This is a genomic window from Marinospirillum insulare DSM 21763, assembly GCF_000686905.1.
Lineage (GTDB): Bacteria > Pseudomonadota > Gammaproteobacteria > Pseudomonadales > Halomonadaceae > Marinospirillum > Marinospirillum insulare.
In genome coordinates this window covers 15756-39954 of record NZ_JMLW01000025.1, presented here as the reverse complement: position 1 = coordinate 39954, position 24199 = coordinate 15756, and the positions used below count along the sequence as shown (strand labels likewise).

At 43.5% G+C, this 24199-nt stretch carries 19 protein-coding genes and 1 pseudogene; 14 read left to right on the top strand and 6 right to left on the bottom strand.

Features of this window, described 5'->3' with window-relative positions; genetic code table 11:
• Positions 1 to 330 (top strand): IS30 family transposase (locus BP27_RS17145; protein WP_150112052.1); only part of this gene is annotated, 330 nt, incomplete at its 5' end.
• 239 nt (positions 331 to 569) lie between these two features.
• Here the strand turns inward: BP27_RS17145 and BP27_RS17430 are convergent.
• A pseudogene (locus BP27_RS17430) lies at positions 570 to 1385 on the bottom strand (methyl-accepting chemotaxis protein); the annotation flags it as partial.
• 1120 nt (positions 1386 to 2505) lie between these two features.
• Here BP27_RS17430 and fkpB point away from each other — a divergent pair.
• Both fkpB and ispH read left to right on the top strand, forming a co-directional pair.
• On the top strand, positions 2506 to 2955 hold the full coding sequence (gene fkpB, locus BP27_RS0110625) for an FKBP-type peptidyl-prolyl cis-trans isomerase (protein WP_027851540.1): 450 nt from the start codon (positions 2506 to 2508) through the stop codon (positions 2953 to 2955).
• An 18-nt stretch (positions 2956 to 2973) separates the two neighbouring features.
• Positions 2974 to 3927, top strand: coding sequence for a 4-hydroxy-3-methylbut-2-enyl diphosphate reductase (ispH, locus tag BP27_RS0110620; RefSeq protein WP_036240070.1), 954 nt, complete (start codon positions 2974 to 2976; stop codon positions 3925 to 3927).
• Position 3928: 1 nt separating this feature from the next.
• On the opposite strand, the gene BP27_RS16795 is transcribed toward ispH, so the two are convergent.
• The gene (locus BP27_RS16795) at positions 3929 to 5098 is read right to left on the bottom strand and encodes an HD-GYP domain-containing protein (RefSeq protein ID WP_051610517.1); all 1170 of its coding nucleotides are present in this window, start codon (positions 5096 to 5098) and stop codon (positions 3929 to 3931) included.
• A gap of 178 nt (positions 5099 to 5276) precedes the next feature.
• Between BP27_RS16795 and BP27_RS0110610 the strand changes: the two genes are divergently transcribed.
• From BP27_RS0110610 to BP27_RS15990, 3 genes are all read left to right on the top strand, one after another.
• Positions 5277 to 6479 (top strand): molybdopterin molybdotransferase MoeA, encoded by a 1203-nt coding sequence (locus BP27_RS0110610; protein ID WP_027851538.1) that lies wholly within the window; start codon positions 5277 to 5279, stop codon positions 6477 to 6479.
• An 86-nt stretch (positions 6480 to 6565) separates the two neighbouring features.
• The gene (rapA, locus tag BP27_RS0110605; protein ID WP_036240069.1) at positions 6566 to 9505 is read left to right on the top strand and encodes an RNA polymerase-associated protein RapA; all 2940 of its coding nucleotides are present in this window, start codon (positions 6566 to 6568) and stop codon (positions 9503 to 9505) included.
• A 23-nt stretch (positions 9506 to 9528) separates the two neighbouring features.
• A complete protein-coding gene (locus BP27_RS15990; protein ID WP_051610516.1) occupies positions 9529 to 10347 on the top strand; it encodes a phospholipase A in 819 nt (272 codons plus the stop codon).
• Here BP27_RS15990 and BP27_RS0110595 read toward each other — a convergent pair.
• The gene (locus BP27_RS0110595; protein ID WP_027851536.1) at positions 10344 to 11228 is read right to left on the bottom strand and encodes a TIGR01777 family oxidoreductase; all 885 of its coding nucleotides are present in this window, start codon (positions 11226 to 11228) and stop codon (positions 10344 to 10346) included. The two genes, BP27_RS15990 and BP27_RS0110595, sit on opposite strands and share 4 nt — an antisense overlap.
• A 77-nt stretch (positions 11229 to 11305) precedes the next feature.
• On the opposite strand from BP27_RS0110595, the gene BP27_RS0110590 reads away from it, so the two are divergent.
• A complete protein-coding gene (locus tag BP27_RS0110590) occupies positions 11306 to 12277 on the top strand; it encodes an NAD(P)/FAD-dependent oxidoreductase (RefSeq protein ID WP_027851535.1) in 972 nt (323 codons plus the stop codon).
• Between the two features lie 30 nt (positions 12278 to 12307).
• A complete protein-coding gene (gene phrB, locus BP27_RS0110585; RefSeq protein ID WP_036240066.1) occupies positions 12308 to 13768 on the top strand; it encodes a deoxyribodipyrimidine photo-lyase in 1461 nt (486 codons plus the stop codon).
• Between the two features lie 88 nt (positions 13769 to 13856).
• Here phrB and BP27_RS0110580 read toward each other — a convergent pair whose 3' ends face one another.
• Together BP27_RS0110580 and metK are read right to left on the bottom strand one after the other, a co-directional pair.
• The gene (locus tag BP27_RS0110580; protein WP_027851533.1) at positions 13857 to 14198 is read right to left on the bottom strand and encodes a zinc ribbon domain-containing protein YjdM; all 342 of its coding nucleotides are present in this window, start codon (positions 14196 to 14198) and stop codon (positions 13857 to 13859) included.
• A gap of 60 nt (positions 14199 to 14258) precedes the next feature.
• A complete protein-coding gene (gene metK / locus BP27_RS0110575; protein ID WP_027851532.1) occupies positions 14259 to 15476 on the bottom strand; it encodes a methionine adenosyltransferase in 1218 nt (405 codons plus the stop codon).
• 228 nt (positions 15477 to 15704) lie between these two features.
• Here metK and tkt point away from each other — a divergent pair, with 228 nt between their 5' ends.
• Positions 15705 to 17711, top strand: a complete 2007-nt coding sequence (gene tkt, locus BP27_RS0110570; RefSeq protein ID WP_027851531.1) for a transketolase — start codon at positions 15705 to 15707, stop codon at positions 17709 to 17711.
• A gap of 86 nt (positions 17712 to 17797) precedes the next feature.
• Here the strand turns inward: tkt and BP27_RS0110565 are convergent, their stop codons facing one another.
• Complete coding sequence (locus BP27_RS0110565; RefSeq protein ID WP_027851530.1) at positions 17798 to 18358, bottom strand: YIP1 family protein; 561 nt, start codon at positions 18356 to 18358, stop codon at positions 17798 to 17800.
• Between the two features lie 96 nt (positions 18359 to 18454).
• Between BP27_RS0110565 and BP27_RS0110560 the strand changes: the two genes are divergently transcribed.
• The 5 genes from BP27_RS0110560 (at position 18455) to BP27_RS0110540 (ending at position 24168) form a co-directional block, all read left to right on the top strand.
• Positions 18455 to 18847, top strand: a complete 393-nt coding sequence (locus tag BP27_RS0110560) for a MarR family winged helix-turn-helix transcriptional regulator (RefSeq protein WP_027851529.1) — start codon at positions 18455 to 18457, stop codon at positions 18845 to 18847.
• Between the two features lie 174 nt (positions 18848 to 19021).
• The gene (locus BP27_RS0110555; RefSeq protein WP_027851528.1) at positions 19022 to 20671 is read left to right on the top strand and encodes a methyl-accepting chemotaxis protein; all 1650 of its coding nucleotides are present in this window, start codon (positions 19022 to 19024) and stop codon (positions 20669 to 20671) included.
• A 65-nt stretch (positions 20672 to 20736) separates the two neighbouring features.
• Positions 20737 to 21714 (top strand): serine/threonine protein kinase, encoded by a 978-nt coding sequence (locus BP27_RS0110550; RefSeq protein ID WP_027851527.1) that lies wholly within the window; start codon positions 20737 to 20739, stop codon positions 21712 to 21714.
• 32 nt (positions 21715 to 21746) lie between these two features.
• Positions 21747 to 22481: a glucose 1-dehydrogenase gene (locus BP27_RS0110545; protein WP_027851526.1), complete on the top strand. Its 735-nt coding sequence runs from the start codon at positions 21747 to 21749 to the stop codon at positions 22479 to 22481.
• Positions 22482 to 22587: 106 nt separating this feature from the next.
• Positions 22588 to 24168, top strand: coding sequence for a sensor domain-containing diguanylate cyclase (locus tag BP27_RS0110540; RefSeq protein WP_036240064.1), 1581 nt, complete (start codon positions 22588 to 22590; stop codon positions 24166 to 24168).
• Positions 24169 to 24199: the final 31 nt, after the last annotated feature.

Below are 24199 nucleotides of genomic sequence, written 5' to 3'. Positions count from 1 at the left end.
TTAACACCCTTTGCTTCTGTTGGTTTAGTACATACTCTAACGGCAGATAATGGTAAAGAGTTTGCTGAGCATCAAGCCATTGCAAAAGCACTGAATTGTGACTTTTACTTTGCAGACCCTTATGCTTCTTGGCAACGTGGATTGAATGAAAATACAAATGGCTTAATACGTCAATACTGCCCCAAAGGTTCATGCTTTAAGCACTTAGATGATGAGCATTTTGAATTCATTATGCATCGTTTAAATAACCGACCTAGGAAAACACTTGGAATGAAAACACCAAATGAAGTATTGTTTGAAGAATTACAGGCTGTTGCACTAGCAAGTTGAATCCAAGCCGCTGGTCTTTTAGCTTCAGTTGGCTTGGATTTGTTAACTGCTGCTTTGGGTTTATTTGCTGCTAGCTGGGGTTCTGCTGCTAATGTATTGCTTCTTGCTTTAACTTGACTAGCGTTAGCAATATGAAAGACAGCGACAGCTTCATCTAAAGAAACCACCTGCTCCTCTAATGACTCAGCTGCTGCTGCCGCTTCTTCAACTAAGGCAGCGTTTTGCTGGGTTACTCCATCCATTTGCATAACGGCTTGGTTAACCTGTTCAATACCTTGGCTTTGCTCATCAGAAGCCGCTGCTATTTCACCCATAATATCGGTTACGCGTCTAACTGAACCAATAATTTGCTCCATGCTTTCGCCAGACTCATTCACCATTTGGCTGGTTGCGCTAACTATCTCGCCATCTAACTTAATTAGGTCTTGAATCTCTTTTGCTGCTGCTGCAGAGCGTTGTGCTAAAGAGCGCACTTCACTTGCAACCACTGCAAAACCACGCCCTTGTTCACCAGCACGTGCTGCTTCAACTGCGGCATTCAAAGCTAAAATATTGGTTTGGAAGGCAATACCGTCAATAACAGTTATGATTTCGCTCATCTTCGCAGCACTGGCAGATAATTCATTCATTTTGGTTACTGTTTCACGTACTTTTTCACCACCGGTTACTGCTTCTTCGTTAGCTGCTGCTGATAACTGATTAGCTTGACGGGCGTTATCTGCGTTTTGCCTTACAGTAGAAGTTAGCTCTTCTAGGCTGGATGCTGTTTCTTCCAGGCTTGAGGCTTGCTCTTCGGTACGCTGAGATAAGTCTGAGTTACCCGCGGCAATTTCACTAGCCGCTGTACCTATACTGCTAACAGATTCTTTAATACCGCTAATTAAGCTATTTAGGTGATCTGCCATTTCTTGAAGTGCCACCGCTAAACCACCAATCTCATCTGAACGGCGTAAATGTTTAGGGTCTATACGCTGAGTTAGGTCACCAGCGGCTATAGCTTTAGCAAAGTTGACACCATCAATTAATGGTCGGCTAATTAAGCGCGATAGAATCATACCCAAAGCTAGGCCAACCAAGATGGCGACAAAAACACCAATAGTAATAATGCGAATACTGGAGTTTTGGGTTTCAATCATTTGTGCAGCACCTTCTTGAGCGGCACCTTCTGCTTGTCTAATAACGTCTTGGCCTAAAGAAGCCATGCGCGGCAAAATTTCTTTGGTTAGCTTGTCATCATTAGCTATCCAGGCTGCGGCTGCTTCAAAATATTCATTGGTAGCAAGGCGCGCTTCATTAACGGCTGTATCGGTATGCCGTGGGTCTAACTGATTAAAATAAGCAGTAAGCTCTTTGCGTAAATCTAGCATTGCTTGGTAGTGAGTTCGGTCTGCATGAATACGTTCTTCTTTTTCATGCTTCATAATTTCTAAGGCTGTCACCCAAACCCCTAAAGCAGCGCTAGAAGCTTCTTTTTGGTATTGGTTCTCGGCTAGCTCAGCAACTTTTAAGCCGTTTTTTATCATTAGGTCTACAGCTGCTTGGTTGGCTTGTAGAGCTTTCACTCCAGCATCGTAGCCTTGACGATACTCGTTAGTGCCATTTCTGGCGGCTTTTGATCGTTGCAATAAATCTTGGTCATCACTGGTTGCATCAATTTTATCTAGCGCTTTGATGATCACACCCATGTTGTTAAGTGCGCTTTGGTGAGTTGCTTCCTTGCCTTCTAAAAGGTAATTTTTTTCATCCATAATGGTCAAATAGGCATAGCGCTCTACTTGGGTTGCTTGCAGCAACCCTTCAAACTTATCGCGTATTTCATTTAGGTTTACAATTGCTGTGATGCCCAGCACCGTTAGTATGGCAAGCACTGCAACAAAACCTGCTAGAATTTGTTTTCCTAGTGTCCAGCTAAATAGTCCTGATGGCTGACTAGCTTTACTCATATTATTTCTCCGATCAGCAAGTTAAAACCGTTCAATGCTTCTGCATGTTAGGTTACATTTAGCAATAATACTTAACTTATATAAAAAATATTAGTCTTAAATTATGTTTTACTCATAAAGCTATTTTTTCACCTAAGCATACTAGGAGTCTAGCTTAGTAGACACCTCTACTTACAGTAACTTTTTGGCAATCATGCTAAAGTTTACTTTTATTATTTGGTTGGAAAACGTCATGAATAACTTAAAAATTAGCGAAGGTACTCAGGTTAAGCTGCATTTTGCTCTGCTTCTAGAAGACGGTGAAACCGTAGACTCTACTTTTGAAAAGGAGCCTGCCACACTAACCTATGGTAATGGCAACCTACCCGAAGGCTTTGAGTCTTGTCTCCAGGGTTTACAAGCCGGTGATAAAAAATCTTTTACTGTGTTACCCGAGCAAGCCTTTGGTCAACACAACCCTAGTAATATCCAGCAGCTAGCACTTTCTACTTTCTCTAATATTGATGAACTAGAGGAAGGGATGATTGTTGGTTTTACCGACAAGTCTGGTGGTGAGCTACCTGGCGTTATACTTGAAATTAACGAGCGCCAAGTTGAGGTTGACTTTAACCACCCTTTAGCTGGGCGCACGCTAACGTTTAAAGTTGAAATTATGGACGTTACTCCAGTAACACTTCAGTAATATAGGTATAAATAGATTATGAGCAAAAGCATTCAGTTAGCAAACCCTCGTGGCTTTTGTGCCGGTGTTGATCGAGCCATTGAAATAGTTAACCGAGCGCTGGATGTGTTTGGTCCACCTATCTATGTTCGCCACGAAGTGGTTCATAACCGTTTTGTGGTAGAAACACTAAAGGAGCGGGGAGCGGTTTTTGTAGATGAGCTAGATGAAATTCCTGATGACGTGATTGTTATTTTTTCTGCTCATGGCGTTTCTCATGCCGTTGAACAAGAAGCGGAACAACGTAACCTAAAGGTTTTTGATGCCACCTGCCCTCTGGTTACTAAAGTGCACATGGAGGTTTTAAGGTACGCACGCCTGGGTCAAGACTGTGTTTTGATTGGTCATGCTGGCCACCCAGAAGTTGAAGGCACGATGGGGCGTTACGATACTAGCCATGGCGGGCACATTTATTTAGTAGAAAGTGAAGCTGATGTTGCTAGCTTAGAGGTAAATAGCCCTGACAACCTTGCTTATGTAACGCAAACTACTTTATCTATGGACGATACGGCTCGGGTTATTGATGCATTGCGCCAGCGCTTTCCTAAAATTACTGGGCCACGCAAAGATGATATTTGTTATGCCACTCAAAACCGTCAAGATGCAGTAAAAACACTAGCAGAAACATCTGATTTAGTCTTGGTAGTGGGCAGTCCTAATAGCTCTAACTCTAACCGTTTGCGTGAGTTAGCAGAACGCATGGGTGCTAAAGCCTTTTTAATTGATGGTGTTAATGATCTTCAAAAAGAGTGGTTAGCTTCTGCAGAAAGCATAGGTATTACTGCCGGGGCTTCTGCTCCAGAAATACTAGTGGGTGATGTCATTAAACAGCTTATTAGCTGGGGAGCTAAGCCGCCCCAAGAGTTGCCTGGCCGCCCAGAAAATATTACTTTTTCTATGCCCAAGGAGTTACGCTTAGTACCCGTGGATTAGCTTAACTTTTAAGCTTTTTGCTGACTTGAATGTCCCAAAAAAGAAAAGGCTGAATTTTCTTTAGCATCTCCTGATTAAGCATTTTTTGGATTGCATAATCAGGGTTGCTGCTATCCCTTCTAGGGGGTGGTAAGTAACTTTGACCTCCAGAACCACGAATAGCCGCACAAATAGGCTCGTTAATTTTTATTCCCCGCTCAATAACAACAGCAGTATCACCATTAGCTAGGGACACTAGACTAGCTGGAGGATAAATACCCAACTGACTTAAAAAGACCTGCCCTAGTTTTTTATCTAGCAGTTCTTGTTCTTCACCTAGCATTTCTCGCATTGCCTGCCGAGGTGTTAGTAAAGGTCGGTATTCCCGCCAAACAGTCATGGCTGTATAGCTATCTGCTAGAGCAATTAAGCGTGCTGGAGTGCTAATAGCTTCACCTTGGAGTTTTTTTGGATAGCCTGAACCATCTAGCCTTTCATGGTGTTGCTCTACTGCTTCTAGCCATAGGCTATTGGTTACACCTAAGCTCTGTAATAGAAATACGGATTTTTCTGGGTGTGCAAAAATACGACTTTTTTGAATCGCATCTAAAGGTTCTTGCTGGTTATTTAGTTTTTCTTGTAGCTCCAACATACTAATATTGGCAGTTAAGGCTGCACAAACCGTTGCCTCTGCAATTTCAGCAGATAACTTAAGTTTGTCTGCCACTACGGCAATAACAACCGCACAACGTAGGCTATTCATTAAGCTGGCTGAAGGTAGTTTTTTTGGCCAGTGAGCAGCTCCTAGCAATGCATTAGGCGCGTTATTAGCTATCTGCAAAAGTTCTTTAGCAATGCGTAGCACGGTTGATTCAACTGCTGTAGGTTTACGCCCCTCTTTCAAATCTTGAGCTATTTTAAACAAGCTAGTGTAAAACGCTTCTAAGTCTAGAAAAGGGTTCACTTCAGCAGTGTAGCTTTGCCCTTTAAAGCTGGGAGCATCCGCGTCACGCGTAATTGTCTTTTCATCTGGGTCGTAATAACCCATTGAAAGCAATGATTCTGTTTGTTGCTTACTCTCAACTAAAGACCCGCGCGCAAGTAGCAACACACGGTTGCGAGTATAAATATTGAGGGGTGCTCTATCACCTACTATGAGTTGCCTTGGCTGCACCTTACGCAGTCTCACCATTATGCCTCCAAGCATTTAAATTTGATTAAAACAGACTAACCAACCCTTGCTTTAGATGTATTGGGCTGGATCAATGGCCCTTAGCAGTTATTAAAACACTGGCTGTTCAAAAGTTTTTCAGTGGCTTAATTTGCTATGCTCAGTGATAGAAATTTAACAAGGTTAAGGAAGTAACAAAATGACCAGCTCACCTAAACTCATGCCAGTCGCTCAAGCTTTAGAGAAAATTCTAGAGCAGATTACACCTTTACAAGAAAGCGAGCAGCTTACCCTACTTAAAGCTGACAAACGTATTTTAGCAGCTGATTTGCTAGCGCCCATTAATGTTCCACCTGCTGACAACTCCAGCATGGATGGTTATGCGCTGGCTTATGCTGACCGTGGTCAACCACTGGTTATTTCACAGCGGATTACTGCAGGTGCTAGCCCTAGTCCTTTACAGGCTGGAACTTGCGCTCGTATTTTTACTGGTGCAGAAATTCCAGCCGGTGCAAATACAGTTGTTATGCAAGAAGAGGTCACGCTGGATGAGCAGGGTCGGGCTATTATTCCCGAAAACTTAGTGTCAGGTCAAAATGTACGTCCTTTAGGGCAAGATTTAAAACAAGGAAACCTCGTACTGGCTGCAGGCACTCGCCTTGATTACCGCCACCTAGGTTTGCTTGCCAGTTTAGGTTTAGCAAAAATAGCTGTTTTACGCCGCCCCAAAGTAGCTTTGTTAGCCAGTGGAGACGAATTAGTAGCAGCTGGTGAGCCACTCGAACCAGGACAAATTTATAACTCTAACCAACCACTTTTAACTAGCCTATTAGAAGATTTGGGGGCAGAGGTTATTCAAATGGAAAGGGTTGCAGATACGTTTGAAGCAACCGAGCAGGCTTTATTAAAAGCATCTGAAAATGCTGACCTTATTTTATCCACAGGGGGTGTTTCGGTTGGCGAAGAAGACCACATTAAACCAGTGGTTGAAAAAATAGGTAAGCTTGGTTTGTGGCGCATTGCTATGAAACCGGGTAAACCATTGGCTTTTGGTGAAATTAAAGGGGTGATCTTTCTTGGTTTACCAGGCAACCCTGTTTCTACTTTTATTGGTGCACAAATTTTTTTACGCCCACTACTAGGTAAACTCAGTGGTAGTGCTGCAGCGCAAGAGGAAGCATTGTTTAAAGGTATCGCCAACTTTACTGCGCTAACACAAGTTCGCCAAGAATACCTTAGAGTGAAAGCCAAGCAAGTTGAAGGAGAATGGCAGCTAGATGCCTACCCTAATCAAAACTCAGGTGTGCTGAGCTCTGTCACCTGGGCTAATGCCTTAGCTGTGCTGCCCCCGGGTAGTAATATTCAGCCTGGTGACTCAGTTAATTTTATACAAATTAATTAAACAGCTATTCACCTTGGGCTAGCTTACTGAATCCGCTAGAATAGCGCCCCGCGTTTATCTATCCGTTGCTTTAGGAGCTTTTTTTGATGCCTGCTACTTCTACCCAACTCTCCACTTTTATTCCTGGACAACGCTGGATCAGCGATGCCGAAATTGAACTAGGGTTGGGTACAATTTTGCAGTGCGATAGACGCAGTGTAACCCTTTTGTTTAACCACAATGGTGAAACTCGCACCTACTCCACCTCGACAGCTCCTTTAACCCGGGTAGTATTCAGCGAAGGTGACCAGGTTACTCACCAAGATGGCTGGACTATGCGAGTGACTGCAACAGAAGCCATTGATGGTTTGCTTATTTACCTTGGCTCTTCTAATGAGGGTGAACCGCTTGAACTAATGGAAACCCAGTTAGCACATCAGGTGCAATTTCAGGGCCCAAGGGAACGGCTACTAACTGGACAAATCGACCGCAATAATGAGTTTATGCTTAGGGCGCTAAGTCGTCAGGCACAAACCCGTTTAGCCAAAGACCCTTTGCGTGGTTTGCGTGGCCCTAGGGTTGGGCTAATTCCTCACCAGCTTTATATTGCCCATGAAGTAGGTCGCCGCCTAGCACCTAGAGTCTTACTTGCCGATGAAGTAGGTTTAGGTAAAACCATCGAAGCTGGTTTAATTTTGCACCAACAGCTAGTGACTGGCCGTGCTCGCCGTGCGTTAATTTTAGTACCCGGCAGCCTGTGTCATCAGTGGTTAGTTGAATTGCTACGCCGCTTTGGTTTACCCGTTACTCTCGTTGATGCGGACCGCGCTCAAGCCACTGGCGCTCCTTTTGCTGATGCCACTATCGCCTTAGCGAGTATTAATTGGTTAACCCAGGATGAAGCAGCCATGCAGCAAGCGCTTGCAGAAGATTGGGACTTACTCATAGTTGATGAAGCACACCATCTACGCTGGTCGCCCCATTCAGCTAGCCCAGAATATGAAAGGGTACGTCAGCTAGCAGAACCTACCCCCGGGCTATTATTATTAACAGCCACACCAGAGCAATCAGGTGAAGCTGGTTTTTTTGCCCAGCTACAACTACTAGACCCAGCTCGCTACCCTAGCTTGGAAGGCTTTTTAGCTGAGGAGGAGGGCTATCGTAGCTGCGCTACAGCCATAGCTCGACTAGAGGCACAAGAGCCTTTAAAAGCTGAAGATTTAACCGCCTTACAAGAGCGGTTAAGTGGTGATAGCCTTGCCCTGCTAGATTTACTCGACAACCCGCATACAAGCGATGAGCAACGCGACTCTGCACGCCAGCAATTAACTGAACAGCTACTTGATCGTTATGGCACAGGACGGGTTTTATTCCGTAATCGCCGTGCCAGTGTTCCTGGCTTTCCAGAGCGCAAGGTTTTCCCTGTCGCCTTAGATTGCCCAGCCGTTTATAAAGAAGTATTAAATGAGTATGACGAGCCACATAAACAAATGATGGCTTCAGCCCTAACAGGGCAAGATTGGCCCTATGCAGGACTTTACCCTGAGCGCCTTTATGCAATTCAAAAGCGTGAAGAAGGAGATTGGTGGAATTTTGATCCCAGGGTTGATTGGTTGCTTGAAAAACTCAGCGAACTAAACAATGAGAAGATTCTACTGATATGTGCCCATGCTGACACTGCTCTAGACCTAGTTGATGCTCTTCGCCGTAGAGCAGGTATTTTGGCAGCAGTTTTCCATGAGGACATGCCGCTGATTGAGCGTGACCGAGCAGCAGCTTGGTTTGCTGATGACGAAGATGGCGCACCCCTTTTAATTTGCTCAGAAATAGGTAGTGAAGGACGCAACTTCCAATTTGCTCATCACCTAATTTTATTTGATTTACCAGCTCACCCAGATTTATTAGAGCAACGCATAGGGCGTTTAGACAGAATTGGTCAAACAGAAACAGTTAAAATTCATCTGCCCTACTTAACGGATACGCCTCAGGAACCTTGGCTAGCTTGGTGTGGTGAAGAAGGCTTAGACCAATTCAGCCACCCTCGCCCTGTGGGTGCAACCCTTTGGCAGCAATACCAAGAAGAACTGCATAATTTATTAGAAGGTATTTTAGACGCTGATGACTTTTTACCTGAAGTTAAAGCCACTCGCCAAGCAGCAGAAATAGAACTAGAAGCAGGTCGCCATCGTCTTTTAGAACTGGCTTCACACCGTCCAGAAGTATCAGCCGAGCTAGTTGAACAACTAGCGGATGATGAAATGGATAAAGAGCTAAGAAATTACCTAGAAGTTGCCTTAGATGTTTACCGCATTCAAAATGAAGATCTAGATGCCAATACCTGGTACTTAAAGCCTGGGCAAGAATCTGACACAGCTATTTTTAGCGATGTGCATTTTGATATGGAAGAAGGCAGCTCGGGTACCTTCTTGCGTGACAAAGCCTTAGCGCGTGATGACCTACACTTTTTAACTTGGGAACACCCCTTAACCCGCAACTGTTTAGAGGCTGCCACTAGCACCGTTCAAGGCAATGTTACCGTCGCTCTCTTAAAAAACCCTGCGCTGCCTGCTGGTACACTGTTAATCGAAGTTTTCTTTTGTTTAGAAACAGCACAACAAGCAGGCTTAGATATAAACCGCTACCTACCTCCTCAAAGCCTACGATTATTATTAGATGGGCAGGGCAACAACCTGAGCAATAAGGTTAAGTTCAAAGGCTTATCACGCCAGCTAGTTAGAATGAAAAAGGGCTTAGCACGTGAAGTGGTTAAGCTACGTAAAGAACAACTACGTGAACTGCTAGATAAAGCAGAAAACCTAGCTGAAGAAGAACTACCTTCGATGCTAGAAATTGCACAACAAGATATGCGTGATTTGCTTGACCCAGAAATAGCACGCTTAACAGCATTACAAAAAAATAACCCAGCAGTCCGCAATGCAGAAGTTGAACAACTAGTAGAAGAACGTAAGCAGCTAGATCTAGCCTTAAATGCTGCTAGCTTAAGACTAGATGCTCTTAGAGTGATTGTTGCAGGTGGGCAAGAATAAAATGAACCAATGGCAGGGCTAGAATGCGCTCTTTAGCTTTATTCAGTAGCTTATTACTCTTTGCCCTGCCTAATTTATTACTAGCCAAGGAACCTAGCTGCGCCGAGTCTATTGTGGGTTGCTTTCAAACCTCCGAACAATCTGCTTTAAGTGTTTTTGAACCCATGTACTTAATTGCTGGCGGTGAGTACGGTGAAGACGTCAAAGCACGCTTTCAATTTAGCTTTAAATACAAAGTATTTGATCAACAGTCTTCGTTAGTAGAGCTAGCTCCTTGGCTAGATAGCTTTCACCTTTCTTACACTCAAACCAGTTTATGGAATTGGTCTAAAGACTCTTTACCCTTTGAAGACACTAGCTACAAGCCCTCTTTCTATTTCACCTTAGATAAAAGCCCTGTGTATGATTTGTTAGCTTTTGGTTATGCTCATGAGTCTAATGGTCAAGCTGATGAGGTATCCCGTAGTATGGATGCTTTATTTATTCAACCTATTTGGGGATTTCCTTTAGCCGATAGCTCATTAATTTTATTTCCGCGCTTTTCATACTACCTAAGTAAAGGAGAGTTTAATGAGGATATTGCTGACTATCGTGGCTATGTTGATTTAAACCTACGCTATGGTAATGAAGATAGCTGGGGAATCAACACCCTTTATCGCCAAGGAAAAGCAGGCCGTTACAGTGTGCAGGCTGATCTTACCTACCCCATCAGAACACCCATATCTATACGTACAGGTGGTTTTTTATACCTTCAATACTTCCAAGGCTATGGTGAAAGCATGTTAAGTTACGACCAAAAAGTTGGCCCAATCCTAAGAATTGGGCTGGGTATAGTGCGTTAAACGCTTTTTTCTAATGCCCTCTCTAAGTCTGGGTAAATAAACTCAAAACCCTCTTTTTCAAGCTGTTCGGGTAGCATTTTAGCACTCACCAAGAGTAGCTCGGCCATTTCACCAAACAACACTTTTAATACCGCTTCTGGCATAGGAAAAATAGTCGGGCGGTTCAAAGCCTTACCTAAAGCCTTAGTAAACTCTGCATTAGTCACAGGGTTAGGCGCACTGGCATTAAACACTCCGCTAGCTTGTTCATTCTTTAACAACCAAGCATAAATTTTTGCCATATCGTCTAAATGAATCCATGGGAACCAATGCTGGCCACTGCCTAATCTGCCACCCAAACCTAAACGAAAAGCGGGTAGCATTTTAGCCAAAGAGCCGCCACCTTGACCTAACACCACACCGGTACGCACTAAACAAACCCTTATACCCAACTTTTCAGCTGTTAAGGCAGCAGCCTCCCAAGCGGCACATAAATCATGAGTAAAACCTGCAACGGGTTGAGTTTGCTCTGTTACCCTTTCACTACCCTGTTCACCGTAATAACCCACTGCCGAAGCTGATATTAAAACTTCAGGTTTTATAGATTGCGCTTCCATCCACTCCACTAATAACTCAGTGGTTTTTACACGGGAGCTAATAAGCAGCTGCTTACGTTCTTCTGACCAACGTTTATCGGCGATACCCGCACCGGCTAGGTTAATCACTGCTTGTATAGAGTTTTCTTCTAATTCACTTAATTCATGTACATAGTCTATCACCCCTTCTGGCAACTTAGGTTTAAGCTGTCGTGTCCATAAAACTAACTCGTGTCCTTGGCTTGCTAATAGAGGACACAGCGTCTTACCAATAAACCCTGTGCCGCCGGTTATCAAAATACGCATAATTACCTCTACCGTTATAAGTTTAAGCTCAACTTGTTATATCATACTTTAACAATATACCTAGCAAAGCTAAATTTATGAAAACATCTTCTCACGCAATTATTGGTGCAGGCTTAGCCGGATTAGCCTGCGCTAGACGTTTACACGCTGCAGGTCAGCAGGTAGAGGTTTTTGAAAAATCTCGTGGTGCAGGCGGGCGTTTAAGTAGCCGCCGCCGCTTAAATACCACCTTTGATTTAGGCTGCCAGCAATTAAATGCTGTTACACCTGAGTTTATTGAGCAACTAGCTTTGTGGCAAAATCAAGGTTGGGTTGCTAGTGATGATCAAAGCACCTTTTATGGCTCACCTCGCATGAGCGGTTTAACCCGCCAACTAAGCAGTGGTTTAAAGCTTCACTTAGCTAAACGCATTGTTTTGCTGCATAAAAAAGCAACTGACTGGTGGCTAGAAGATCAGCTAGGTGATTTGTATGGTCCTTATCAACAGGTCACTTTAGCTCTACCTGCTGCGCAAGCTTTACCGTTAATTAAGTATCACAGTACTGCATTATCTAACCAGCTAGAACAGGTTGAACAATCCCCCAGTTGGGTGGCTTATTTTGCTTTGCCTGAAGCCGTCAAGGTAACCAACCACACTCAAACTAATAGCTCTGCTGCTTCACCTCTACGCCGCTGGACTTTACTTAACACTAAGCCAGAGCAAGAAGGCGAATTACAAAAGTGGGTAGTGGAAGCTTCTACCCAGTGGAGCAAAAAACACCTGAATTTAACCCAGCAAGTCATTGCAGATAAACTCTTTGCCCTCTGGTGCAATGATGTTGCTTTATCGATACCTAAACAGCCTTTGTTATTGGAAGCCCACCGCTGGCTTTATGCCTTTACAGCTAAGCCTTTAAATTTGGCTTATTTACAAGACTCTTCTCTTGGCATCAATCTCTGTGGTGACTACTGTTCAACTGAACTAGTCCACTATAGTTTTGCTAACCAAGCTGAAGCCGCATGGCTTTCAGGCGATAAACTAGGTCAGCAATTGGTTAAACTAGGTTAATTATTTTTATTACCCATTATTGAGAAAAAAATGCCCCGACAACTAGTATGGTTGCGTAATGATTTACGCCTAGAAGACAACCTTGCCCTTTTTAAAGCTTCGCAGCAGGGTGAAGTGCTAGCCGTGTTTGTTTATTCCCCGCAGCAGTGGCAAGCACATAGCTGGGGTCATTTAAAAACCGCTTTTGTGCTTAGCAACCTTTATGCCTTACAAAAGCAATTAGCCACTTTAAATATTCCGCTAAAACTACTCTCTGTTGCAGACTTTAATGCTACACCAGCTGCGCTGCTACAACTTGCTCAAGAGCTAGGTATTAGTGGGTTATTTTTTAATGATGAATACGAATTTAATGAGCAAAAGCGCGATGCAGCAGTGGTTGCAGCCTTTAACCAAGCAGGCATCAAGGTAGAGCGATTTACCGACCAGGTTATTTTTGAACCGGGTAGCATTCGCACTGGCAAGGGTGATTTCTATACTGTTTTCACACCCTTTTACCGCAACTGGATAAGCAAGCTGCGCCCAGAACACCTAGTCCCTTTGCCTGCACCAGCAGCTCAAGCGGCTTCTAATCTTGCCAGTGATGCTTTACCCGAATTTACTGCCTACCAGCAGCTTAAACTTTGGCCAGCTGGTGAAGCTGCAGCCCACCAAAAGCTGCAAACTTTTTGTGAAGAAGTATTGAACCTCTACGACCAACAAAGGGATTTTCCTGCCATAGAAGGCACTAGCCAAATCTCTGCCTACCTAGCTGCTGGCGTAATATCTAGCCGCCAATGCATTGCCGCAGCACAATTTCACTCAGCAGATCGCTTTATGGATAAAAGCACCGGTGCAGGAGTATGGGTTTCTGAATTAGTGTGGCGGGAGTTTTATCGGCACTTATTAATAGGCTTTCCACGCATCAGCAAAGGACGCGCCTTTAAACCTACCACCGAAAAACTGGCTTGGCGCTCGTTAGAAAATTCAAAAGCACAAAGGGATTTAGAAGCCTGGAAAGCAGGAAAAACAGGCTTTCCTATTATTGATGCCGCCATGCGCCAGCTATTAGAAACTGGCTGGATGCACAACCGTTTAAGAATGTTAGTCGCCATGTTTTTAAGTAAAAACTTGCTGATAGATTGGCGGGTAGGTGAAGCCTTTTTCATGCAGCATTTAATTGATGGTGATTTAGCTGCGAATAATGGCGGTTGGCAATGGGCGGCTTCAACTGGTACTGATGCTGTGCCTTATTTCCGCTTATTTAACCCCTACAGCCAGTCGCAACGCTTCGACCCAGAAGGCAAATTTATTCGCCGCTATGTGCCAGAGTTAGCCCATTTGAATAACAAGGATATTCACCAGCCGCCTGTTAATAAGCTGGGTATGGATAAGTTAGGTGGGGACTTATTTGGCAATAGTGACGAACTTAAAAACCAAGCTTATCCAGCGCCTATAATGGATTTAAAGCTAAGCCGAGACAGAGTGATGCAGGCTTTTGAGGCGATAAAATAAATAGCGATAATTTTTAGGCATAAAAAAACCGCAAACTTAATTAAAGGCTGCGGTTTTTGTTGGGTATTAAAACCTAAAAATTTACCAACTAAGCCTTTTTAACAAACTCAGTTTTTAACTTCATCGGTCCAATACCATCAATTTTACAATCAATGTCGTGATCACCTTCAATTAGGCGAATATTCTTCACCTTGGTACCTACTTTAACCACAGAAGATGAGCCTTTAACTTTTAGGTCTTTAATTACGGTAATGCTGTCACCATCGACTAAAACAGTACCGTGAGCATCTTTATACACTCTTTCTTCTTCGCCGCTGGTCTCAACAGCATCTTTCGACCATTCATGGGCGCATTCAGGGCAAACGTATTGAATGCTGTCATCGTAAGTGTATTCAGAGCCACATTTAGGGCAGTTGGGTAAACCACTCATCGTAAAATTTTCCTTACAAAAAATATAAAACGCTAAAGCGTAACCAACTGCCAGTATAACCTAAAGACCCGCTGCTGCTTTTAGTTCAGCAATACGGTCGGTTTTTTCCCAAGGGAAGGCAGTGAAGTTTTCGATCATTTCTTTGCCATGATCATCAAGCCAAGTGTAGCTAGTATCAATAGCTTCACGACCAAAGTGGCCATAGGCAGCGGTTAGCTGATACATGGGGTGCAGTAAATCGAGCATACGTGTAATCGCATAAGGGCGCAGATCAAAGCATTCACGCACTAGCTGATTAATTTTTTGTTCAGAAATTTTGCCTGTACCAAAAGTATTAACCGACACAGAAGTTGGCTCTGCAACACCTATCGCATAAGAAACTTGAATTTCACAACGCTCTGCTAAACCAGCGGCGACAATATTTTTAGCCACATAACGACCAGCATAAGCAGCAGAACGGTCAACTTTAGAAGGGTCTTTACCCGAGAAAGCACCGCCGCCATGCCGCGCCATACCGCCGTAGGTATCGACAATAATTTTACGACCCGTTAAACCACAGTCACCCACAGGGCCACCAATCACAAATTTACCCGTTGGATTAATGTGGTACTTAGTATTTTTATCTAGCAAATCGGCTGGAATCACCTGCTTAACAATCAGCTCCATAACTGCTTCTTGTAAGTCTTTTTGGCTAACTTCTGGGTTGTGCTGGGTTGAAAGCACTATGGCATCTATACCAACTACCTTGCCATCTTCATAACGGCAAGTAACTTGGCTTTTAGCATCGGGGCGCAGCCAGTTTAATTGGTTGCTTTTACGCACTTCAGCCTGACGCTCAACCAAGCGGTGCGCTAAAGTGATAGGTGCTGGCATCAGCACATCGGTTTCATTCGAGGCATAACCAAACATTAAGCCCTGGTCGCCAGCGCCTTGGTCTTCTGGGCTTTGGCGGTCTACACCTTGGGCAATATCAACGGATTGCTTGCCAATAATATTAATCACACCACAGGTATCGCCATCAAAACCCACATCAGAGGAGTTGTAGCCAATATCTTTAATAACGCCACGCACTAGGTCTTCTAAATCAACCCATGCCGAGGTAGTAATTTCGCCACCTACTATGGCTACGCCAGTTTTAACCATGGTTTCACAAGCAACCCTAGCTTGTTTATCGCGCGCTATTAATGCATCTAATACTGCATCAGAAATTTGGTCGGCTAATTTGTCTGGATGACCTTCGGAAACCGATTCCGAGGTAAATAAAGAATATTCACTCATGTTAGAGCAGCTCCTAGTAGCTTTTTTTATATTGATAACATTCTACCCAGCCCACCCCTAGATTGCACTTGAAAATGACCCAGCTTAAAGATGAAGCAACCTCTCCTTAGTAGAAGTCTTAATACAAGTTTGCTACTCGCTGCTAGATGCGAGAAAATAGCGCAAAATTACATAACCCTTTATTACTCGTCTTGACAATAAACCCTTAGGGGCAGGAGTGTATTACCCATGACTTCACGTTTTGATCGTGCCAACGCTATTCGCGCACTGGCTATGGATGCTGTACAGAAAGCTAAATCTGGCCATCCGGGTGCGCCAATGGGCATGGCGGACATCGCCGAAGTGTTATGGAATGACTACCTAAAACACAACCCAACCAACCCTGAATGGGTTGATCGTGATCGTTTTGTTCTTTCTAACGGCCATGGTTCAATGCTTATTTATGCGCTGCTGCATTTATCGGGTTATGACTTATCCATTGAAGATTTAAAAAACTTCCGTCAGCTGCACAGCAAAACTCCAGGTCACCCTGAATACGGTTACACGCCCGGCGTTGAAACCACCACTGGCCCACTGGGTCAGGGTATTGCTAATGCAGTGGGTATGGCGCTGGCAGAAAAAACTTTAGCCGCCCAATTTAACCGCCCTAACCATGACCTTGTAAATCACCATACCTACACCTTTTTAGGTGATGGCTGCATGATGGAAGGTATTTCCCATGAGGTGTGTTCACTGGCTGGCACACTAGGCTTAGGTAAATTAATTGCTTTTTATGATGACAACGGTATTTCTATAGACGGTGAAATTGAAGGCTGGTTTACCGATAACACTGCCCAGCGTTTTGAAGCTTACGGTTGGCAAGTATTGCGTGCTGATGGGCATAAACCGGAAGAAATTAAAGCGGCGATTGAAATGGCGCGTGAAAATGACGACCGTCCTAGCCTAATTATTTGTAAAACCCAAATTGGTTTTGGTTCACCCAATAAAGCCAACACCGCCGACAGCCACGGCGCACCGCTAGGTGATGATGAAATTGCTCTAACGCGTAAGCAGTTAGGTTGGACTGCTGGTCCGTTTGAAATTCCTGAAAAGATTGCAGCTGAATGGAATGCCCAAGAAAAGGGTAAGCAAGCAGAAGCTGCTTGGGATAAGCGTTTTGCAGCTTACCAACAAGCTTTTCCAGAATTGGCCGCTGAGTTTAAGCGCCGTGTTGCTGGTGAACTACCTGCTGACTTTTCTGCTTCCGTGGATACCTACATTCAAGAACTGCAAGCTGCTGGCGAAACGGTTGCTAGCCGTAAAGCCAGCCAAAACGTTCTTAATCAATTAGCACCTAACTTGCCTGAACTGCTAGGCGGCTCTGCTGACCTTGCTCCTTCTAACTTAACTTTTTGGAAGGGCGCACAAGCCATTACTGATAAAGATGCTTCTGGCAACTACCTGCATTACGGTGTGCGTGAATTTGGTATGGCAGCGATTATTAATGGCATTGCGCTGCACGGTGGTTTTATTCCTTACGGTGCAACCTTCCTAATTTTTATGGAATATGCCCGCAACGCCCTACGCATGGCGGCTTTAATGGGTGTTCAGCACATAGAAGTATTCACCCATGATTCGATTGGTCTAGGTGAAGATGGTCCAACTCACCAACCCATTGAACAGCTTGCCAGCTTGCGTGGTACGCCGAATATGAGCGTTTGGCGACCTGCCGATGCAGTTGAAACTGCGGTGGCTTGGAAGTCTGCTTTAGAGCGCAAAACTGGCCCAACAGCGCTGATTTTCTCACGCCAAAACTTGCCTCACCAAGAACGTGATGCCGCCCAGCTAGCCAATATTGCCCGTGGCGGTTACATTTTAAAAGACTGCCAAGGCGAGCCAGAAGCGATTATTATTGCTACGGGTTCAGAAATTAGTTTAGCCATGCAAGCGGCTGAAAAGCTTACTGCTGATGGCAAAAAAATTCGTGTTGTTAGCCTGCCAAGTACCGACGTGTTTGAGCAACAAGATGCCGAATATCGTCAATCAGTTTTACCTGCCCAAGTGGGTGCGCGTTTAGTGATTGAAGCTTCACATAAAGACTGGTGGTACAAATACGCTGGTTTAGAAGGCACGATTATTGGCATGGAAAGCTTTGGTGAATCTGCACCTGCTGACCAGCTGTTTGCAGAGTTTGGTTTCACTTTAGATAACGTGTTAGCCAGTGTTGAAGAACTGCTAGAAGAGCTAGACGACTAAAACCGCTTAAGCAAAGTTTCTGCTTAAAATAAAAGGCGCTTCCCGAAAGGTTAGCGCCTTTTTTATGTGTTAAACAACTTTAGGTATTAATAAGCCCAAACCAGCACTAAGAGTAAAACCCAAGCTAAGAGCGATGCAGCAATAATTGTGTAGGCAGCCGACATGCTAAGGGTGGAATCTTTGGCATCTTGGCTTAAAGACTTACAGCCTTGGTAAACTAAAATAATTGATAACACCAGCGCTAACCCTGCAACCAGCACATTAAACAGCAGCACAGGTACTAGCAACGCAAAAGAGGCAAGCCACAAGGGTAAAGGCGCAATAGCGGCTAAAAGATAAGTATCCTGATAGCTAACTTTTAAGCCATGCCCCTCTAACACTGAATGAATCAGCCAGCCCATCACAAAGAAAGTGAGCAGCTCAGCCAAAAATAAAGTTGTGGTTATAAAGTGCCAATCTTTAGCAGCAAAGCCAGGTAAAAAGCTGTCACCATAGTGAGTACCCGCGTAATAAATAAGCACTGGCGGCACAAAAGACATGGGCACAACCAACAACCAAGCAAGCTGAGGTATTGATAGTTTTTTAAGCTGTAATTCAGACCAACCTTGTGTTGAAAAGGGAAGCCCAAAAATCATTGAAATATTCATAGCAACCTCCATAAGTATCATGGCGTGATATATATGTTATAGTCTAGTTTTTACGGATTGGCAAGTCGAATTTATAAAAAACGCAAGGACCTTCTTATGACTCAACTCAGCAAGCAAGACTTTAAAAACCTCTCAGATTTACGCTACCGACTAAGGGTTTTTCAGCGAGCCAGTGATGAAATTTGTAAAAGCCACGGCCTAACAGCTTTGCAGTATTTACTGCTACTGCACCTTAAAGGTTTTGAAGCTAGAGAATGGGCCACCATTAGCGAACTAGCAGAAAAGCTGCAATCTAAACACCATGCAACCGTTATGCTGATTGATCGTTCAAGCGAATTAGGTTTGGTTGAAAGGCGTGTATCCGCAACGGATAAACGCTGCATAGAAATTCACCTACTACCTAAAGGAGAAAAGCTAGTTGAAGCCATTGCTTGGCAACATCGACCAGAATTAGACCACCTAAAACAAGAGTTTCCTTTAGCAAAATAGCTACATCAAACTGTCATATTTTGAAGATAAAGTTATTTCAAGTTCATTTTTATGACCTGAGTCACTAGCCAGTTAACAAACTGGCCCTAGGATATTCAACCCTTCTAAGTAGCGCTCTAAAACTAGCCTATAAAAACAATTACTTACTAGGTCAATAAACAGGAGGTTTTGGCTATGAAAAATAATCAACCTGTCACGCAAAAGGAATATACCGTTCGTCCTGACTGCGCGATTATTTCCCATACAGATGCAAAGGGAAAAATAACCTATGTGAATGATGGCTTTGTAGAATATGCTGGTTTTTCACGAGCTGAACTTCTAGGTCAGCCACACAATATTATTCGCCACCCAGATATGCCTAGAGAAGCTTTTCGCGATATGTGGGCAACTCTTAAAAGTGGGCGAGCTTGGCAAGGTATAGTTAAAAATCGTCGTGCCAATGGAGACCACTACTGGGTTAAAGCAACAGCTACACCTTTAGCTAATGGCGGCTATATGAGTGTACGCTTGAAACCAACAAGCGAAGAGGTAAAAGCTGCCTCTGCACTTTATTTGCGTATGCAAGCGGGAAGCAAAGATCGTCTTTCAGGCGGCTACCATCTAAAAAGTCTTGCTTCGCGTTTCTTACATTTTTATCAAGGCATTAATCTAACGCCTACTGCCATGTTACCTATGGTCTTTTTTTTCTTAGCTACTTTCGGCTTTATCTTGGGTGGCCATGCGTATGTAAACGACCCTGAGATTCATAAAAAAATACTACCCATCATTTTAGCTATTTTAGCCAGCGGTGCTCTTGCCTGCGCCTGGCTCTACCTAGTTATGCGTGAACAAACACGCAGAATTAACTATTTAAAAACGGTTGCTCTAGAAATAGGCTCTGGCAACTTAGTTGGCCCTGCTCCTATGGGAAAAGCAGATGAAATAGGTGGCGTGTTTAATGCTGTACAAGTTATGCGTAACCACCTACTTGAAGTTGCTTTTCAAATGAGCCAATCCAGCCGTTCACTTGGCCTAGCTGCAACAGAAATGCTTAGCGCAAGCCAAGCCACTGCTGAAGGCGCAACATCTCAATCCCATTCTTCTGCGAGCATGGCAGCTGCACTTGAAGAACTTAGCACCTCAGTTGAACAAATAGGTGCAAGTGCTACTGCAGCACACACGGCATCGAATAAGGCAGGCGAAGTTGCCAAACGAGGTGCCGAAGCGGTCTATGCCAGCAGCAAAGAAATTAGCGCCATTGCAGGGGTAGTGAATACTTCCGCAGCCAAGTTAAAAGATTTAGAACAGTTATCAGACAAGATCGGGGAAATTGTTTCCACCATTAGAGAAATTGCAGAACAAACCAATTTATTGGCTTTAAATGCTGCCATAGAAGCAGCGCGTGCTGGTGAACACGGTAGAGGTTTTGCTGTGGTGGCAGACGAAGTACGCAACCTTGCCGAGCGAACTGCTCAGTCTACTGTAGAAATATCCGATATGGTGACGCAAATACAAAATCGTACAGAAGAAGCTGTTACAGAAATGCAAGCCAGTGTTTTACAGGTCGATGAAGGCGTAAGCAAGGCAGAAGGCGCTGGTCAATCGGTTGCAGCAATAGAAACTGAAACTAGCAAAGTGGTTCAAACCACACTTGATATCCAAGGCACACTTCAAGAGCAAGCATTGGCTGCAAAAGAAGTGGCTGAGTCAATTGAAGCAATTGCACGCCTAGCTGAAAGTAATGCTGCTCAAGCTTCGCAAACATTAATTGCCAGCCAAAAGGTGCAAGACACTACGCAGGTACTGAACAGCCTTTGCAAACAATTTAAGGTCTATCCGAGTTAATCGATGTAAAGGCAACAAGGTTAGTTCGTGGGCTGTTACACTAGGCTCACCTTTAGGAGCTAACCATGCACGAACATCCATTTGCAGAGCTTACACCAGACCTAGTTTTAAATGCTGTAGAAAGCCTTGGCTTGATAAGTGATGCGCGGGTACTAACGCTAAATAGTTATGAAAACCGTGTTTACCAAGTAGGTATAGAAGACGCTACACCTTTAATTGCTAAGTTTTATCGCCCCAATCGTTGGAGTGATGCGCAAATTTTAGAAGAACACAGCCTTTCTTTTGAGCTTGCCGAGTTAGATATTCCTCTAGTAGCACCCATAAAATATAACAACCAAAGCTTATTTGAATACAAGGGTTTTCGTTTCTGCCTATTTGAGCGTCGGGGTGGTCGTGCTCCAGAGGCTGGCGACCTAGATCAGCTTTATCGCTTAGGCCAGTTACTCGGTCGTTTACACGCTGTTGGCGCAAAAAAATCTTTTATCGAGCGCCCAGAACTCAATGTAGTCGCCTATGGCCAAGCTTCGTTTGAATTTTTACTTAACAATAACTTTCTACCCAAAAATTTAGTTTCTCAGTGGGAAGCCGTTGTAGAAGATTTATTAACTAGGCTCACCCAGTTGTTTGCTGAAACCCTCTTCACCTCCCTTCGTATTCATGGTGATTGCCATCCTGGCAACCTACTCTGCCGTGATGAAAGCTTTTTTATTGTTGATTTAGATGATTGCCGTAATGGGCCAGCGGTTCAAGACTTATGGATGATGCTAACAGGCGACCGTCAAGAACAAACCCTGCAGCTATCTGAATTAATGAGTGGCTATAATGAGTTTTATGATTTTTCACCTAGAGAACTACCCTTGATTGAAGGGTTACGAACATTAAGAATCCTACACTATAGTGCTTGGTTAGCTAGGCGCTGGAAAGATCCTGCTTTCCCTTATAACTTCCCTTGGTTTGGTACAGAACATTATTGGAACGAACAAATTTCGCTACTTAATGAACAGCGATTTGCTTTAGACCAACCCTATTTGCAGTTGTTTTAGCTGGTTATTTTTTACATCAAAAGGAAACTATTATGTCTCGTTTAAAAGATAAGGTCGTCATCATTACTGGTGCAGCTCAAGGCATGGGTGCAGCTCATGCTCGCTTATTTGTTGCCGAAGGTGCTCAGGTTGCTTTAACTGATTTAAATGAAGAAAAAGGGCAGGCACTTGCTAAGGAGCTTGGTGACCAAGCTATTTTTATTCAACATAACGTCACTAGTGAAGAAGACTGGGATAGAGTGATTGCAACCACTGAACAAAGCTTTGGGCCTATTAATGTGCTGGTTAATAATGCTGGTATTACTATGGCTAAGCCTCTGGTAGACACCTCATTAGAAGACTATCGCCGTATTTTAGATATCAACCAAGTATCAGTATTTTTAGGTACAAAAGCTGTTGTACCTTCCATGAAAAAAACCAAAAATGGCTCTATTGTAAATATCTCATCCATTAATGGCTTGGTGGGTGGTGCCATTGGTTATACAGATTCCAAGTTTGCTGTGCGCGGTTTGACCAAAGCAGCTGCTTTAGAACTATCTCCTCAAGGCATTCGGGTAAACTCAGTTCATCCTGGCGTAATAGAAACCCCTATGATTATGCAGGGCGACACCAAGGCCGCTGTTGAAGAATTTGCCAAACAAATACCTTTACGCCGTATCGCTAAACCAGAAGAAATTTCTAAGCTCGTTTTATTTTTAGCCTCAGATGACTCTAGTTATTCAACGGGCGCGGAGTTTATAGCTGACGGTGGAGTGACTGCACAATAGCTAGTTTAAGAACTGCATTACAGCTAGCTGGTTAGACTAGAAGATAAAATAGCGTTATTATGCGCCACTTTTACTTCTAGACTAGCCACTTTAAAATATAAGAACCATGCCCCATACAAGAATACACTCACGTTTACTGAATTTAAAAAACCTAATTATTTTATTAGCTTTTCTGGTTGCCTTTATTACTCTGTTTAATGGTTTTTTTGCTAATCATCAAGTACAAAAAGACCAGCTTTTAAAGCATACGCTAGATACTAATCACGCCTACGCACAAAAACTTGCCGCAGCCACTAATAACTTTATTGAAGCAGCTCATCAACAACTCGCTTACACAGCTAAGCTTGTAGAAAAAGACTTAAACAACCAAGGCTTGTTAGCAAGCGAAGCTGAGCGCTTACACCAGCAAACAGCTAGTTTTAATTCTGTAGCTATTGTTAATAATGAAGGCATTGTTCTTGCTGCATCACCCAACACTTTAGGCATCTTAGGTGGCAAGCTATTAAGTGTTGGTGTAACAGAAACACTAGGGGCTAAAAAACCTTTTGTGAGCACACCTTTTTTGTCTTCTGCTGGTAACTTACTAGTGCTTATTTCTTATCCTATGCTTGATTCTTTAGGTAACTATTTGGGTTATGTGGGTGGCACCATTTATTTGAAAGAGAAAAGTATTCTTAATGATTTATTAGGCAGGCACTTCCACCAGGATGGCTCTTATATTTATGTCGTCGACAAAAACAAACAAATTATTTACCACCCCAACCCCAAGCGTGTTGGCGAATACATTGAAATTAATGAAGTTATTAATAAGGTTACCAACCATATAAGTGGTTCTGCTAAGGTTGCTAATAGTTTAAACATAGAAATGCTTGCAGGCTTTGCACCTATTTCTAAAGCTAACTGGGGTGTTGTTGCCCAAAGACCTCTAGTCGCAACCCTTAGCTCTCTCGATAGCCTAATGAAGCGTGTGGTTTATCGCACTCTACCCCTTGCAATAGGTACCTTTGTAATCATTTGGCTGTTAGCTAACTTTATTTCTAAGCCTTTACGTCAACTCGCAACTACGGCTAGGGAAATGGATTCACCTAGCGCCCACTCTAACTTAGCTAAGGTAGAATCTTGGTATTTTGAAAGCAAAGAACTCAAGCAAGCCATGCTTAAAGGTTTAGGCTCACTCAATACCCAGATAAGTCAATTGAAAGAAGATGCTGCTACCGACCCTTTAACGGGTGTCTTCAACCGCCGCAGCTTACAACTATTGCTTGAACAATTAGAACAAAAAAACATTCCTTTTTCGGTATTAGCGATTGATATTGATCATTTCAAAAAAGTGAACGATACCTTTGGTCATGCAATAGGTGATAAGGCACTTGTAGAGCTAACTAAAGTGATGCGTAAAATTTCAAGAGAAGAAGACTTGATAGCCAGAACAGGTGGAGAAGAGTTTGTATTAATTCTACCCAATACCACTAGCTCAAGCGCACTGGCTATTGCAGAAAGGTTGCGCCAGCTGGTTGCCGAAACAACCATAAACCCAATCGGCTCAATACAAGTATCCATTGGCCTTTCCACTCGCTCTGAGACCAGCCAAATATCTAGTGATACAGTCTTAGAGCAAGCAGACCAAGCACTTTATCAAGCCAAAAAACTAGGTCGCAATCGCTGTGAAGTTTATACGCCCTTATAAAAAGTTAGTGAAGTTTGCGCCCTGCTGCTGA

Coding starts and splice junctions, on each gene's coding strand:
- BP27_RS0110540 (WP_036240064.1), top strand. CDS start 22,588: ATGCCCCATACAAGAATACACTCACGTTTACTGAATTTAAAAAACCTA.
- metK (WP_027851532.1), bottom strand. CDS start 15,476: ATGAGTGAATATTCTTTATTTACCTCGGAATCGGTTTCCGAAGGTCAT.
- rapA (WP_036240069.1), top strand. CDS start 6,566: ATGCCTGCTACTTCTACCCAACTCTCCACTTTTATTCCTGGACAACGC.
- BP27_RS0110545 (WP_027851526.1), top strand. CDS start 21,747: ATGTCTCGTTTAAAAGATAAGGTCGTCATCATTACTGGTGCAGCTCAA.
- BP27_RS0110565 (WP_027851530.1), bottom strand. CDS start 18,358: ATGAATATTTCAATGATTTTTGGGCTTCCCTTTTCAACACAAGGTTGG.
- BP27_RS0110550 (WP_027851527.1), top strand. CDS start 20,737: ATGCACGAACATCCATTTGCAGAGCTTACACCAGACCTAGTTTTAAAT.
- tkt (WP_027851531.1), top strand. CDS start 15,705: ATGACTTCACGTTTTGATCGTGCCAACGCTATTCGCGCACTGGCTATG.
- BP27_RS0110560 (WP_027851529.1), top strand. CDS start 18,455: ATGACTCAACTCAGCAAGCAAGACTTTAAAAACCTCTCAGATTTACGC.
- BP27_RS0110580 (WP_027851533.1), bottom strand. CDS start 14,198: ATGAGTGGTTTACCCAACTGCCCTAAATGTGGCTCTGAATACACTTAC.
- BP27_RS15990 (WP_051610516.1), top strand. CDS start 9,529: ATGCGCTCTTTAGCTTTATTCAGTAGCTTATTACTCTTTGCCCTGCCT.
- ispH (WP_036240070.1), top strand. CDS start 2,974: ATGAGCAAAAGCATTCAGTTAGCAAACCCTCGTGGCTTTTGTGCCGGT.
- BP27_RS0110555 (WP_027851528.1), top strand. CDS start 19,022: ATGAAAAATAATCAACCTGTCACGCAAAAGGAATATACCGTTCGTCCT.
- fkpB (WP_027851540.1), top strand. CDS start 2,506: ATGAATAACTTAAAAATTAGCGAAGGTACTCAGGTTAAGCTGCATTTT.
- BP27_RS16795 (WP_051610517.1), bottom strand. CDS start 5,098: ATGGTGAGACTGCGTAAGGTGCAGCCAAGGCAACTCATAGTAGGTGAT.
- BP27_RS0110590 (WP_027851535.1), top strand. CDS start 11,306: ATGAAAACATCTTCTCACGCAATTATTGGTGCAGGCTTAGCCGGATTA.
- BP27_RS0110595 (WP_027851536.1), bottom strand. CDS start 11,228: ATGCGTATTTTGATAACCGGCGGCACAGGGTTTATTGGTAAGACGCTG.
- phrB (WP_036240066.1), top strand. CDS start 12,308: ATGCCCCGACAACTAGTATGGTTGCGTAATGATTTACGCCTAGAAGAC.
- BP27_RS0110610 (WP_027851538.1), top strand. CDS start 5,277: ATGACCAGCTCACCTAAACTCATGCCAGTCGCTCAAGCTTTAGAGAAA.